We start from the raw sequence: 13,712 nt of genomic DNA on the forward strand, positions 1-13,712 counted from the left end.
ATGTAATCCCTATATGTTCGATTTCCGCCAGCTTCGCTATTTCGTCGCCGTGGCCGAGGAATTGAGTTTCACGCGCGCCGCCCAGCGACTGCATATCTCCCAGCCGCCGCTTTCCCAGCAGATTCAGGCCCTCGAGGCCGATCTGGGCGTGCGCCTGCTCGACCGCGACAAGCGCAACGTCGCCTTGACCGAGCCCGGCCGGGTATTTCTCGATCAGGCCCGCCAGATCCTGGCCAAGGCCGACGAGGCACGCAGCCAAGTCAGCCAGGCGGCGGCCGGCTTCAGCGGCCAGCTGCGCCTGGCCTACACCGTCTCGGTGACTTTCCACCCCGCCCTGCCCCAGACGCTGCTGCGCTACGGGCGCCATGCCCCGCACGTGCGGGTCATCCTGGGCGAGATGTACACCGAACCCCAGTTCGCCGCCCTCCTTGCCGGCGAACTGGACGTCGGTTTCGTGCGCGACGTCCCCAAGCACGAGGCCGATACCCGCGCCCTGCGCATCGACGAAATCGACCGCGAGCCGCTGCTGCTCGCCCTGCCCTCCGAGCATCGCCTCGCTGGCCGCAAGAAGATCTGGCTGAGGGAGGTGGCCGACGAGGCCTTCGTGGTGCAGCCGCGCGAGCTGGCTGCCACCCTGTACGACCGCCTGACCCATATCGCCGCGAAGGCCAATTTCCACCCCCTGATTCGCCAGCATGCCCAGCAGATCAATGGCTTGCTGATGCTGGTTGCCGCCGGCATGGGGCTCGCCCTGATCCCCGCCTCCATGTGCACGGTCAGCCTGGCCGGCGTCAGCTACGTCCAGCTCGAAGATCCAGACGCCTATATGCTGCTGGCCGTCGCCAGCCGGCGAGACGACGATTCCCCTGTCCTGGCTCAATTCCTGTCGGTGGTGGCCGATGCCCGCGCCACCCCCCACTTGTTGTGAAAAATAGACTTGTTCCAAGCCAATCAAGCAGCTACACTTTCGAGCTTGTCTTTTTCCGTTAAGTGTCAGGAGCTGGCCGTGAAGGTGCTTTCCTCTTTGAAGTCCGCCAAGCAGCGGCACCGTGACTGCAAGGTTGTGCGCCGTCGCGGCAAGGTGTTCGTGATCTGCAAGAGCAACCCGCGTTTCAAGGCCCGTCAGCGCTGAGTTCAGCTGCGATGAGTCGATGAAAAAGGGCCGCTTCCGCGGCCCTTTTTTATTGCCTTCGTTTTGGCCATTTCCCGTGATGGCCCAAGGCCACCACGGGAAATTCGGTCAGTTGTAGCGCACGCCGGTAATCACGTAGCGCTTCGTGCCGTTGGGAGCCTGGAACTCGAAGCTATCGTCGGCGCTCTTGCCGATCAGAGCGCGGGCGATCGGCGAGGACACCGCGAGCAGGCGCTGTTTGATGTCCGCCTCCAGGTCGCCGACGATCTGGTAGGTCACCGCCTCGCCACTGTCCTCGTCCTCCAGGTCGACGATGGCGCCGAACACCACGCGCGAACCAGGATTCAGTCGCGCCACGTCGATCACCTCGGCAGTCGACAGGGCCGCCTCGAGTTCAGCGATACGGCCTTCCGTGAAGCTTTGCTGCTCGCGCGCTGCGTGGTACTCGGCGTTTTCCTTCAGGTCGCCATGGGCACGTGCCTCGGCGATGGCCGCGATGATGCGCGGCCGGTCGACCGACTTCAGCCGCTCCAGTTCCGCCCGCAAACGCTCGGAACCGGCCTTGGTGATGGGTGGGCGACTCATGCTTTCAGCTCCTTGTGCAGCTCCTGCAAGCTGTGCACTTCACCGGCGCCGTGATAATCCAGCGAATGCACCAATGCACGGGCACCGGCGACGGTGGTTGAGTAGGTGACGCGATGCTGCAGGGCTTCGCGGCGGATCGAGAACGAGTCGGCGATGGCCTGCTTGCCCTCGGTGGTATTGACGATATAGACGATTTCGCCGTTCTTGATCAGGTCGACGATATGCGGGCGGCCCTCGGCCACCTTGTTGATACGCTCGCAGGCGACGCCGTGTTCGTCCAGGTACTTGGCCGTGCCTTCGGTGGCGACCAGGCTGAAACCACGCGACACCGCATCCTTTGCCACCGGCAGCAGGCGATCCTTGTCGGCATCACGCACCGACACGAACACCTTGCCCTTCGGCGGCGTCTTGATCCCAGCCGCATCGTGGCCGCGCGCGAAGGCGGCGCCGAAACTGCGGCCCACGCCCATCACCTCGCCGGTCGAGCGCATTTCGGGGCCTAGGATCGGGTCCACGTTCTGGAACTTCAGGAACGGGAAGATCGCTTCCTTCACCGAGTAGTACGACGGAATCACTTCACGCGTCGCATGCTGCGCCGGCAGCGAACGACCGGCCATCGCGCGCGCCGCGATCTTGGCCAGCGGCACGCCGGTGGCCTTGGAGACGAACGGCACGGTGCGCGAGGCACGCGGATTGACTTCAAGGATGAACACCGTGTCGCCCTGAATGGCGAACTGGGTGTTCATCAGGCCGACCACCTTCAGCTCCTTCGCCATCAGCGCGACCTGGCGGCGCAGTTCGTCCTGCACCTCCTTGGACAGCGAGTACGGCGGCAGCGAGCAGGACGAATCGCCGGAATGCACGCCGGCCTCTTCGATATGCTCCATGATGCCACCCACAAGCACATTGCCTTCGGCATCGGCGATGACGTCCACGTCCACCTCGACCGCGTGATCGAGGAAGCGGTCCAGCAACACCGGCGAATCGTTCGACACCTGCACTGCTTCACGGATGTAGCGCGACAGGTCGGCATCGCCGTAGACGATTTCCATCGCGCGGCCGCCCAGCACGTAGCTCGGGCGCACCACCAGCGGGTAGCCGATCTCGCGCGCCAGCGCCAGCGCTTCGTCGGCGTTGCGTGCGGTGCGGTTCGGCGGCTGCTTCAGGCCGATCTTCTCGATCATCTGCTGGAAGCGCTCGCGGTCTTCGGCCAGGTCGATCGAATCCGGCGTGGTGCCGATGATCGGCGCGCCGGCCGCCTCTAGCGCGCGCGCCAGCTTCAGCGGGGTCTGGCCGCCGTACTGCACGATCACGCCCTTGGGCTTTTCCAGATCCACGATTTCCAGCACGTCCTCGAGCGTCAGCGGCTCGAAGTAAAGACGGTCGGAGGTGTCGTAGTCGGTGGACACGGTTTCCGGGTTGCAATTGACCATGATGGTCTCGAACCCGTCTTCGCGCAGCGCCAGCGCCGCATGCACGCAGCAGTAGTCGAATTCGATGCCCTGACCGATGCGGTTCGGTCCGCCGCCCAGCACCATGATCTTGTCGCGGCTGGTCGGCGCGGCCTCGCACTCTTCCTCGTAGGTCGAATACATGTAGGCCGTGGTGGTGGCGAACTCGGCGGCGCAGGAGTCCACGCGCTTGTACACCGGGCGCACGCCCAGGGTGCGGCGCAGATGGCGTACGGCGGCTTCGTCGGTGCTGGTCAGCTCGGCGATGCGCGCGTCGGAGAAGCCCATGCGCTTGAGCTCGCGCAGACGCGGCGCGTCGAGGGCGGTAATGCCCTGCGCCTGCACGTCCTTCTCGGTCAGCACGACGTCTTCGAACGCGGCTAGGAACCACGGATCGACGCGGCTGAGGCCGTACACCTCTTCCAGCGAAAGACCGGCGCGGAACGCGTCGCCCAGATGGAAGACGCGATCCGGACGCGGCTCACGCAATTCACGCTTGAGCGCGGCAAGGCCTTCATCCGTGGTGAAATCCACGCCAGTCGGATTGAGGCCGGTCTTGCCGATCTCCAGGCCGCGCAGCGCCTTCTGCAGCGACTCGTGGAAGCTGCGGCCGATCGCCATCACCTCGCCCACCGACTTCATCTGCGTGGTCAGGCGCGCGTCGGCCGACGGGAACTTCTCGAACGCGAAGCGCGGAATCTTGGTGACCACGTAGTCGATGGTCGGCTCGAACGAGGCAGGCGTCAGGCCTCCGGTGATGTCGTTCTTGAGCTCGTCGAGCGTATAGCCCACGGCAAGCTTGGCCGCGATCTTGGCGATCGGGAAGCCGGTGGCCTTGGAGGCCAGCGCCGAGGAGCGCGACACGCGCGGATTCATCTCGATCACCACCACGCGGCCGTTCTCGGCATTGATGCCGAACTGCACGTTGGAGCCACCGGTGTCCACGCCGATCTTGCGCAGCACCGCGATCGAGGCATCGCGCAGACGCTGGTATTCCTTGTCGGTGAGCGTCTGCGCCGGCGCGACGGTGATCGAGTCGCCGGTATGCACGCCCATCGGATCGAGATTTTCGATCGAGCACACGATGATGCAGTTGTCCGCCTTGTCGCGGACCACTTCCATCTCGAATTCCTTCCAGCCGAGCACGGACTCCTCGACGAGGATCTCGTGCACCGGCGACAGTTCGAGGCCGCGTTTGGCGATCTCCTCGAACTCTTCCTTGTTGTAGGCGATGCCGCCGCCCGAGCCGCCCAGCGTGAAGCTCGGACGTATGATGGTCGGGAAACCCACCTTGGTCTGGATCTCCAGCGCCTGCTCGAAGTTCTTGGCGACCTCCGCCTTGGGGCACTCCAGGCCGATGTCGGCCATGGCCACGCGGAACAGCTCGCGGTCCTCGGCCATGCGGATGGCTTCTCGCGAAGCGCCGATCAGCTCGACGCCGTACTTCTCCAGCACGCCGTTGTCGGCCAGATCCAGCGCGCAATTGAGACCGGTCTGGCCGCCCATGGTGGGCAGCACCGCGTCCGGGCGCTCCTTGGCGATGATGCGTTCGACGGTCTGCCAGTTGATCGGCTCGATGTAGACCGCGTCGGCGGTCTCCGGGTCCGTCATGATCGTGGCGGGGTTGGAATTGACCAGGATGACCCGGTAGCCCTCTTCCTTCAGCGCCTTGCACGCCTGCGCGCCCGAGTAGTCGAACTCGCAGGCCTGGCCGATCACGATCGGGCCGGCGCCGATGATGAGGATGCTCTTGATGTCGGTACGCTTGGCCATCTCAGCGGGCCTCCTGCATCAGCTTGGCGAATCGTTCGAAGAGGTAACCGATGTCGTGCGGGCCGGGGCTCGCCTCCGGGTGACCCTGGAAGCAGAACGCCGGGCGGTCGGTGAGTGCGAAGCCCTGCAGCGAGCCATCGAACAGCGACGTATGGGTGACGCGCACGTTGGCCGGCAGCGTGCCCGGATCCACCGCGAAGCCGTGGTTCTGCGAGGTGATCAGCACGCGGCCATCGTCATGATCCTTCACCGGATGGTTCGCGCCATGGTGGCCGAACTTCATCTTCAGCGTCTTGGCACCCAGCGCCAGGCCCATGATCTGGTGGCCCAGGCAGATGCCGAACAGCGGGATCTTCGCGTCCAGGAATGCGCGCGTCGCGGCGACGGCGTAATCGCAGGCCGCCGGATCGCCGGGACCATTGGAGAGGAACACGCCATCGGGCTTCATCGCCAGCACCTCGGCGGCGGGCGTCTGCGCCGGCACCACCGTGATGTCGCAGCCCTGCTCGGCCAGCAGGCGCAGGATGTTGAACTTCACGCCGTAGTCGTAGGCCACCACCTTGAAGCGCATGGCCGGCTGGTTGAAGGCCGTGCGATCGAGATCGTAGGTGCCTTCCTTCCAGGCGTAGGGCTTGGTCACGCTGACCACCCTGGCCAGATCCATGCCGTTGAGACCCGGGAACGCGCGTGCCTTGGCCAGTGCGGCCTCGGCGTCCACCTGCTCGCCGGCGACGATGCAGCCGGCCAGTGCACCCTTGTCGCGCAGGATGCGGGTCAGGCGCCGGGTATCGATGCCGGCGATCGCCACGATGCCGTGACGCTTGAGGTAATCGGGCAGGCTTTCCGTGCTGCGCCAGTTGCTGGCCCGGCGTGGCACGTCGCGCACGATCAGGCCCGCCGCATGCACGGCCAGCGACTCGGCATCCTCGGCGTTGACGCCGGTGTTGCCGATGTGGGGGTACGTCAGGGTGACGATCTGACGCGAATACGAGGGATCGGTGAGGATCTCCTGGTAGCCGGTCATGGCAGTGTTGAACACCACCTCGCCGACGGTTTCACCAGTCGCGCCCACGGCGTCGCCGTGGAACACGCTGCCGTCTTCGAGGGCGAGCAGAGCAGGAAGATTAGGCATGAAGGCCGCCTTTTAGGTGCAGCAAAGCCCGCAAGCCGCTCAAAGCAGGCTTGTGGACCTTGGTCGAGGAAAGTCACAGGGCGGGTCGCAATGATAGGAGCGAGCGCCGTTTCTGTCCACCGAATTAGAACGTGAAAGCCATGTGTTTGTGTCCGCTTCATGACTGGACAGGCGCTACACTACCGCCCGTTCAAAAGGAGATGCACACGCCCATGAGCGCCGCCGTACTGCTCGATCCTGCCCGTCTCGACCGGCCGGATACGGAAATCAGGCTCGAGCCGTTCCCGTTCCTGATCGCCCATGGGCAGCTGCCAGATGAATCGCGCACTGATCTGGAACGCGATTTCCCGCGCTATGCCAGCGCCGGCTTCTTTCCCTATGACCCCAGCGACTGCGGTCCGTCGGTCAATGCGCTGGTCGAGCGGCTGACCACGCCGGAGTTCGCCGGGGCGATCGGCAAGCGGCTGGGCATAGAGAACCTCGGCCAGTACCCCACCCTGGTGACGCTCTGCCGCTCGCTCAACAAGCGCCACGGCACCATCCACACCGACAGCAAGTCCAAGGTCGCCACGGCCTTGCTCTATCTCAACACGCAGTGGCCGGACACCAGCGATGGCTGCCTGCGCTTCCTTGGCAGCATCGACAACATCGACGACATCGTGGCGCCGGAGCTCAAGCCGCTGTACGGCGAGTTCGCGGTGTTCAAGCGCTGCGACAACTCCTTCCACGGCCACCTGCCCTTCGAGGGCGAGCGCCGGGTGATCCAGGTGGCCTGGCTCACCAGCGAAGAGGAGAAGCTGCGCAAGACCAAGCGCGGCAAGTTCGCCCGCGCCTTCAAGAAATTGTTCGGCTCGCTGGACCGCAAGCTGGGCGCCGACCGCGACCGCAACGCCGCCCACCGCGACTGAGCGCCCGGGCGGGGACGGATTCCCGGCCCCGCGTCGCTGGCGTAGCATCGTCAGCTTCGACCGTACGCATCCTAAGGAGAGGGCATGCCCGTCGTCGTTCTTTTGTCCCTGGCTCTGCAGGTGGCCTGCGCCGTGCACGTGGTACGCAGCGGCCGCCCGATGTACTGGATCTGGCTGATCCTGATCGGCTCCTACTTCGGCGTGGTGATTTACGTGCTGGCGGCGGTCATCCCGGACCTCCGGCACGACCCGCAGGGACGCAAGGCCGCGAGCAAGGCCCTCCAGGTGATCGACCCGCAGCGCCGCCGCCGCGAGCTGCAGCGCAAGCTGGAACTGAGCAATACCATCGAGAACCGCCGCCGGCTGGCTGAGGAATGCCTGCAGTCAGGCGACTATGCCAATGCGCAGGAACTGTTCCAGGGCCTGCTGACCGGCATGTACACCACCGATCCGTACTTCATGCAGGGTCTGGCCGAAGCTCAGGCCGGGCTCGGCGATTATGCCGCCGCCCGGCGCACGCTCGAAGCGCTGATCGCAGCCAATCCCAACTACAAGTCCAGCGAAGGACACCTGCTCTACGCCCGCTGCCTGGAGGAACTCGGCGACACCTCGGCGGCGCTGGAGGAATACCGCGTACTGGCCGACAGCTACCCAGGCGAGGAAGGCCGCTACCGCTACGCCGCCCTGCTCGGCCGCAGCCAGCGCCAGGCCGAAGCGCGTGAGGTACTGGAGTCGCAACTGCGGCGCGCCAAGCTGATGCCTGGTTACTACCGGCGCAAGGAGCAGGTCTGGCTGAAGGCCGCCAAGCTGGAACTGTCCCGCCTCGGCACGGCCTGAGCGACGGCATCCTCGGTTGTGACTCCCGTCGCTCTGCACACCCTGTTCGAAGCGCTGGCCTACGCGGTCGGCTTCCGCACGTTTCTGTGGACCCGCAAGAAGCTGGCGCCGCATGCCTTCAGCCATGACGACCACGTCGCCTGGGTGGCGGTGGGCGCCATCGCTGGCGCGGCACTGGGCGCCAAGCTGGCGTTCTGGCTCGATGATCCGCTGGCGGCGTTTCGCGACTTCCCCAATCTCGCCAGCCTGGTCGCCGGCAAGTCGATCATCGGCGCTCTGCTCGGCGGCCTGGCCGGCGTGGAACTGGCCAAGAAGATCGCCGGCGTGCGCAGCTCCACCGGCGATGCGTTCGTACTGCCCTTGACGGTGGGCATGTGCATCGGCCGCATCGGCTGCTTTCTCGCCGGCCTCGACGACCACACCTACGGCAATCCCACCGCGCTGCCCTGGGGCATCGATTTCGGCGACGGCCAGCCGCGTCATCCGACCCAGCTCTATGAGATCACATTCCTGCTGGCCCAGTACGCGCTGATCCATGCGCGCCGGCGCGCGCTTGCCGAACCCGGCGACCGCTTCCGCGCCTTCATGATCGGCTACCTCGCGTTCCGCCTGCTGGTGGAATTCATCAAACCGCTGCCCTATGCCTACCTGCACGTGCTCTCTGGCCTGCAGTTGCTGTGCGTGGCAGGGCTGCTCTACTACCATCGCGACCTGCCCCGCATCTTGCGGGCGCTGTTCGCCAGGAGGCATGACGCATGGGAGCCAAGGTAAGGCCCTATCTGTTCTACGACAGCGCAGTGTCGGTGTGCGCCACCTGCCTGCGGCGGGTCGAAGCCAAGGTGTTGATCAAGGACGAGCGCGTCTACCTGGAGAAATGGTGTCCCCACCACGGCCGCGAGCGCGTGCTGCTGGCCGACGACGCCGCGTACTACCGGCAATGCCGCGAGATCTACATCAAGCCGCCGGAGCTGCCGCAGCGCTTCAACACGCCGCAGCATTTCGGCTGCCCCTACGATTGCGGCCTTTGCCCCGAGCACATGCAGCACTCCTGCCTGACCCTGGTCGAGATCACCGACCACTGCAACCTGCGCTGCCCCGTGTGCTATGCCGAGAGCGGACCGCATCGGCCGGGCTTCCGCGATCTGCCCACGATCGAACGCATGCTCGATGCCGTGGTGGCGAACGAGGGCGAGCCGGACGTGGTGCAGATTTCCGGTGGCGAACCGACCCTGCATCCGGACTTCTTCGCCGTGCTGGACGCAGCCCGGCGCCGCCCGATCCGCCACCTGATGGTGAACACCAACGGCCTGCGCATCGCGCGCGAGCCGGATTTCGCCGCGCGCCTCGCCGAATACCAACCAGGCTTCGAGCTGTATCTTCAGTTCGATTCGCTGCGCGACGAAGTGCACAAGGACCTGCGCGGTGCCAAGCTGCGCGACGTACGCCTGAAGGCGCTGGAACACCTCAACCGCCATGACATCTCCACCACGCTGGTGGTGACGGTGAAGAAGGGGCTCAACGACGGCGAGCTGGGCGAGATCATCGACTTTGCCCTCACCCAGCCCTGCGTACGCGGCGTGACCTTCCAGCCGATCCAGGCGGCCGGCCGCCTGGAAGGCTACGACCCCGAGCGCGACCGGCTGACGCTGAGCGAAGTGCGTCGGCGCATCCTGGAACAGAGCCCGATGTTCCAGCCCGACGACCTGATCCCGGTACCGTGCAATCCCGATTGCCTGGCGATGGCGTATGCGCTGAAGCTGGAAGGCCAGGTGCTGCCGCTGACCCGCTTCGTCTCGCCCGAGACGCTGGTGAGCAAGGGCCGCAACACCATCGTGGTAGAGCGCGACGAAGAACTGCGCGCGCACGTGTTCGAGCTGTTCGCCACCAATCACTCGCCGGAATCACAGGCCTGCTCGCTGTCCGATCTGCTGTGCTGCCTGCCGCAGGTGCAGGCGCCGGCCGAGCTCTCCTATCGCAACGTGTTCCGCGTGCTGATCATGCAGTTCATCGATGCCCACGGCTTCGACCTGCGCGCGGTGAAGAAATCCTGCGTGCATATCGCGCAGCCCGACGGACGCATCATTCCGTTCGATACGTTCAATCTGTTCTACCGCGACGACAAGGCCGCCAAGCTGCAAGCCTTGCGGCAGGAAATCGAGCAGGCCCGCCACTTCGAGAGGACGCCCGCATGAGCGAACAGCAGCCGCCGGCCGGACCGGCTCCCCTGCCTCCGGATCCGCCACCGCCCGGCCCTGCCGCCACGCCGCCGAAGCCCCGCGACGAACGGGGCTCGCTGCTCGGCGGCATCGGCATCGCATGGGCGGTCATGGTCGGCGGCAGCATCGCCATCGCGCAGATCAGCGTGATGCTGTGGCCAGTCCCGCCCGTGGCGCTGCTGGTCTGGGCCGTGGTGGCTTTCTCCCAAGGCAAGACGCGCACCGGCCAGGGCATGCTGCTGGGCCTGCTCTCGGTGATCGCGGTCGTCCTCCTGCTGGTAGCCGCCTGCTTCGGGCTGCTCTACAGCGGCAACGGCTTCCACTGAGTGCATCGATGGCCTAGCGTGCGAAGTGCCAGGCCACGAACAGGGCGAACACGCCGTACAAGGCGCCCACCGGCACGATCCAGCGCGCGTCGACGCGGCCGCGCCGGAACAGCCACCACAAGAAGATCACCGCCACGCCGGTCAGCACGCCCGCCACCATCAGCGGCGCGTCGAACAACCACGGCGTAGCGAAGATCGCCAGCGCGCTGGGAATGGTGGCCTGAATCATCATCGCGCCGGAGATATTCGCCAGCGCCAAGCGCTCTTTGCCCTGGCGCACCCAGATCAGCGCGTTCACCGTTTCCGGCAGTTCCGTCGCGACCGGGCTGAGCACCAGCGCGACCAGGTGCGGCGACAGCTGCAGCGCCAGACCGATGGCTTCGATCTGCTTGACGAAGGTGTGCGAGGCGAATGCGATCACCACCAGCGCCAGACCCGTCTGCAGCAGCACGCGCGAGAGCGCCGGATCGATCGCCTTCGGCTGGAACTTCAGCGGTTCCAGTTCTTCTTCTTCGGGCGCCGTATCGCTGTCCTGCAATTCACGCCAGACATAGATCGCATAGGCCACGAGGAACAGCACGCCTAGCCACGGCTTGAACGCGAACGCCACCAGGCCCAGGCCGCACTTCACAACGAAGATCGCCAGGAACCAGGCCTGGTCGCGCGCCAGGCGCCCGTGTTCGACGCGGACCAGGTTATCGGCGCGCCGCAGACGCCGCCGATTGGCCCATAAAGCCACTCCGACCACCGCGTAGGCGATGGTCGCCAGCACCAGCGGTCCACCCAGCGCAGCCCCCACGCCGATGTCTTTCTGCTCGGCCGTGCGACCGAATACGACAGCGACGAAGGTGACGGCGCTTTCCGGCAGCGCCGTGCCGAAGGCCGCCAGCACCGTACCCGTCGCGGTCGCTCCCAGGCTCAGCTTGCGCCCGAACCATTCGACGCCGTTGACGAAATACTCGCAGGCGAAATAAATCGCGCCGGCGGAAAGCAGGAACAGCAACGCAGTGAGCATGTGGTGATTCCATGGCCGGGCGAACGAGAAACCCAATGGCGCGACGACGCACGTCGCCCGGCCGGGTGAGCACGTCGTGGCCAAAGGTCTCGCCGGGCCTCCGCCACCGGGATCCGGCGCGGCGCCATTCGCGCCATGAGGCCGAGGCCTCAAGTCTGTTGACGCGAATTCCTCTGGAACGAAAGCCGCGAAGCTTTCAGGGGATGAGGATGGCTACTCCCCGATGACAACGGGCGGCATGGTAGCGGCCCCGCCCGACCGCGGCAAGCGCGGCTCAGCGCGCCACGCGCTCGGCCAGCATGGCATCCAGGTCGTAGCTGCCCGGTACACGGCCGGCCAGCCAATGCGCGGCCTCGATCGCGCCACGGGCGAAAATCGAACGATCGCTGGCGCGATGATTCAGTTCCACGCGTTCGCCCCGCCCCACGACCCAGACCTCGTGCTCACCCACGATGTCGCCGCCTCGTACGACGGCGAAGCCGATGCTACCGGCCTGGCGTGGGCCGGTGACGCCTTCGCGCGCATGCACCGCGGCATCCGCCAGGCGCACGCCGCGTCCGGCGGCGGCGGACTCGCCAAGCGCCAGCGCCGTGCCGGAAGGCGCGTCCACTTTGCGGTTGTGATGCGCCTCGAGGATGTCCAGGTCCCAATCCGGCAGTGCCGCAGCCGCCTCGCGCACAAGACGCCGAAGCACCGCTACGCCGAGGCTGAAGTTCGCGGCGCGCAGCAACGGGATATCGCGCGCGGCGGCCTCCAGTCGATCCTGCAGGTCGCGATCGAGACCGGTGGTGCCCGTCACCAGGGCGACGCCGCCTGCGCGGCAACGCTCCAGCGCGTCGCGCAGCCCGGCCGGGCCGCTGAAGTCGATGACTACATCCAGTGCGCCGGCGGCCGGCCACTCACTGGTGAAGCGCAGGCCATCGGTACCCGGATACACCGCTTCGCCGAGTCGCGAGCTGGAAGCGATCGCCGCGACGACCTCGAAGCGCGCGTCATCCTTCAGCAGATCCAACAAGGCCCGGCCCATGCGTCCGGTAGCGCCGACGATGGCGAGACGAAAGGGACGGCTCATGCGAAAAGCTCCTGCGGACGAAAGGCGACGATGCTAACGCCGGCGTCCGCCGGCGCGAAGCCCGTCAGGAGGTGACGCGCGACCAGAACTGCTTCACGCCATCCACCCAGCCCTTGGCGCGTGGCGTGTGCTTGTCGGCCTCGCCATCGCCGAAGGTGGATTCCAGCTGCTCCATCAAGTCGCGCTGCTGCTTGGTCAGCCGCACCGGCGTTTCCACCACCACATGGCAGATCAGGTCGCCCGCGCGCCCGCTGCGCACCGATTTGACGCCACGGCCGCGCAGGCGGAACTGCTGGCCGGTCTGCGTTTCCGGCGGAATCTGGATCGCGACCTCGCCTTCCAGCGTCGGCACCGCCAGCTCCGCGCCCAGCGCGGCCTGGCCGAAGCGGATCGGCACTTCGCAGTACAGGTCATTGCCCTGGCGCTGGAAGATGGCGTGCTCGCGCACCTGCATCTCCACGTACAAGTCGCCGGCCTCGGCACCCGGGCCGCCCGCCTCACCCTGTCCCGACAGGCGGATGCGATCGCCGGTATCGACGCCTGCCGGAATACGCACCGACAGCGTGCGCGTTTCTTCCAGCCGGCCTTCGCCGCGGCATTGCTTGCACGGCTTTTCGATGGCCTGGCCGTTGCCGCCGCAATGTGGGCAAGTCTGCTGGATCGAGAAGATGCCGTTCTGCATGCGCACGCGGCCGTGGCCGTGACAGGTGCGGCACTGCACGACCTTGCCGTCTTCGGAACCGCTGCCATTGCAGTGATGGCAATTGACCTGCGTCGGCACCTGGATCTGCTTCTCGATGCCGAACACGGCTTCTTCCAGGTCCAGCTCCATCAGGTAGCGCAGGTCGGCACCGCGGCGCACGCGCCCGCGACCGCCGCCGCCCATGCCGAAGATGTCGCCGAAGATGTCGCCGAAGATATCCCCCATGTCGCCGAAGCCGCCCGCGCCGCGACCGCCCATGCCTGCCTCGAAGGCGGCGTGGCCGTGCTGGTCGTACATGGCGCGCTTCTGCGGATCGGAGAGCACTTCGTAGGCTTCCTTCGCCTCCTTGAATTTCTCCTGCGCATGCGGATCGTCCGGGCAACGGTCCGGGTGGTACTTCATCGCCAGGCGGCGGAAGGACTTTTTCAGCTCGGCCTCTGTGATCGTGCGTTCGACCCCGAGGATTTCGTAGTAATCACGCTTGCTCATGTTCGTTTCCGACTCGGCTCGCCTTTCCTTGCAACGGAGGCGACCCATGTCCCCTCAAGAAACAGCCCGCGCC

The 13,712-nt window shown here is 66.0% G+C and carries 13 protein-coding genes and 1 riboswitch; of the genes, 7 read left to right on the top strand and 6 right to left on the bottom strand.

Annotated elements, in window-relative coordinates; translation table 11 throughout:
- Positions 1 to 13 precede the first annotated feature (13 nt).
- Positions 14 to 928, top strand: a complete 915-nt coding sequence (locus tag ACNR9O_RS10565; RefSeq protein ID WP_473680767.1) for a LysR substrate-binding domain-containing protein — start codon at positions 14 to 16, stop codon at positions 926 to 928.
- Between the two features lie 78 nt (positions 929 to 1,006).
- Positions 1,007 to 1,132 (top strand): type B 50S ribosomal protein L36, encoded by a 126-nt coding sequence (gene ykgO / locus ACNR9O_RS10570; RefSeq protein ID WP_008215056.1) that lies wholly within the window; start codon positions 1,007 to 1,009, stop codon positions 1,130 to 1,132.
- Positions 1,133 to 1,240: 108 nt separating this feature from the next.
- On the opposite strand, the gene greA is transcribed toward ykgO, so the two are convergent.
- From greA to carA, 3 genes are read right to left on the bottom strand one after another with little or no spacing between them, the layout of a single operon-like run.
- Complete coding sequence (gene greA, locus ACNR9O_RS10575) at positions 1,241 to 1,717, bottom strand: transcription elongation factor GreA (RefSeq protein WP_473680765.1); 477 nt, start codon at positions 1,715 to 1,717, stop codon at positions 1,241 to 1,243.
- Positions 1,714 to 4,941, bottom strand: coding sequence for a carbamoyl-phosphate synthase large subunit (carB, locus tag ACNR9O_RS10580; RefSeq protein WP_473680763.1), 3,228 nt, complete (start codon positions 4,939 to 4,941; stop codon positions 1,714 to 1,716). Before carB ends, greA begins: the two co-directional genes overlap by 4 nt.
- Before the next feature lies 1 nt (position 4,942).
- Positions 4,943 to 6,073 carry a glutamine-hydrolyzing carbamoyl-phosphate synthase small subunit gene (gene carA, locus ACNR9O_RS10585; protein ID WP_473680761.1) on the bottom strand — a complete coding sequence of 377 codons (1,131 nt, stop codon included), beginning with the start codon at positions 6,071 to 6,073 and terminating at the stop codon, positions 4,943 to 4,945.
- A 212-nt stretch (positions 6,074 to 6,285) separates the two neighbouring features.
- On the opposite strand from carA, the gene ACNR9O_RS10590 reads away from it, so the two are divergent.
- From ACNR9O_RS10590 to ACNR9O_RS10610, 5 genes are all read left to right on the top strand, one after another.
- Positions 6,286 to 6,981, top strand: coding sequence for a 2OG-Fe(II) oxygenase (locus tag ACNR9O_RS10590; protein ID WP_473680759.1), 696 nt, complete (start codon positions 6,286 to 6,288; stop codon positions 6,979 to 6,981).
- An 84-nt stretch (positions 6,982 to 7,065) separates the two neighbouring features.
- Positions 7,066 to 7,818 (top strand): tetratricopeptide repeat protein, encoded by a 753-nt coding sequence (locus ACNR9O_RS10595; RefSeq protein ID WP_473680757.1) that lies wholly within the window; start codon positions 7,066 to 7,068, stop codon positions 7,816 to 7,818.
- Between the two features lie 18 nt (positions 7,819 to 7,836).
- On the top strand, positions 7,837 to 8,589 hold the full coding sequence (locus ACNR9O_RS10600; RefSeq protein WP_473680755.1) for a prolipoprotein diacylglyceryl transferase: 753 nt from the start codon (positions 7,837 to 7,839) through the stop codon (positions 8,587 to 8,589).
- Positions 8,574 to 10,010, top strand: a complete 1,437-nt coding sequence (locus ACNR9O_RS10605; RefSeq protein ID WP_473680753.1) for a radical SAM protein — start codon at positions 8,574 to 8,576, stop codon at positions 10,008 to 10,010. The genes ACNR9O_RS10600 and ACNR9O_RS10605 overlap by 16 nt, the downstream gene beginning before the upstream one ends.
- Positions 10,007 to 10,360: a hypothetical protein gene (locus tag ACNR9O_RS10610; protein WP_473680751.1), complete on the top strand. Its 354-nt coding sequence runs from the start codon at positions 10,007 to 10,009 to the stop codon at positions 10,358 to 10,360. Before ACNR9O_RS10605 ends, ACNR9O_RS10610 begins: the two co-directional genes overlap by 4 nt.
- Before the next feature lie 13 nt (positions 10,361 to 10,373).
- Here the strand turns inward: ACNR9O_RS10610 and ACNR9O_RS10615 are convergent, their stop codons facing one another.
- From ACNR9O_RS10615 to dnaJ, 3 genes are all read right to left on the bottom strand, one after another.
- Complete coding sequence (locus ACNR9O_RS10615) at positions 10,374 to 11,375, bottom strand: sodium:calcium antiporter (protein WP_473680749.1); 1,002 nt, start codon at positions 11,373 to 11,375, stop codon at positions 10,374 to 10,376.
- A gap of 67 nt (positions 11,376 to 11,442) precedes the next feature.
- Positions 11,443 to 11,609: riboswitch (yybP-ykoY riboswitch) on the bottom strand.
- Positions 11,610 to 11,649: 40 nt separating this feature from the next.
- Positions 11,650 to 12,447, bottom strand: coding sequence for a 4-hydroxy-tetrahydrodipicolinate reductase (gene dapB / locus ACNR9O_RS10620; protein WP_473680747.1), 798 nt, complete (start codon positions 12,445 to 12,447; stop codon positions 11,650 to 11,652).
- Positions 12,448 to 12,511: 64 nt separating this feature from the next.
- The gene (gene dnaJ, locus ACNR9O_RS10625; RefSeq protein ID WP_473680745.1) at positions 12,512 to 13,639 is read right to left on the bottom strand and encodes a molecular chaperone DnaJ; all 1,128 of its coding nucleotides are present in this window, start codon (positions 13,637 to 13,639) and stop codon (positions 12,512 to 12,514) included.
- Positions 13,640 to 13,712 lie beyond the last annotated feature (73 nt).

It is taken from the genome of Dyella sp. CR10 (genome assembly GCF_055814425.1).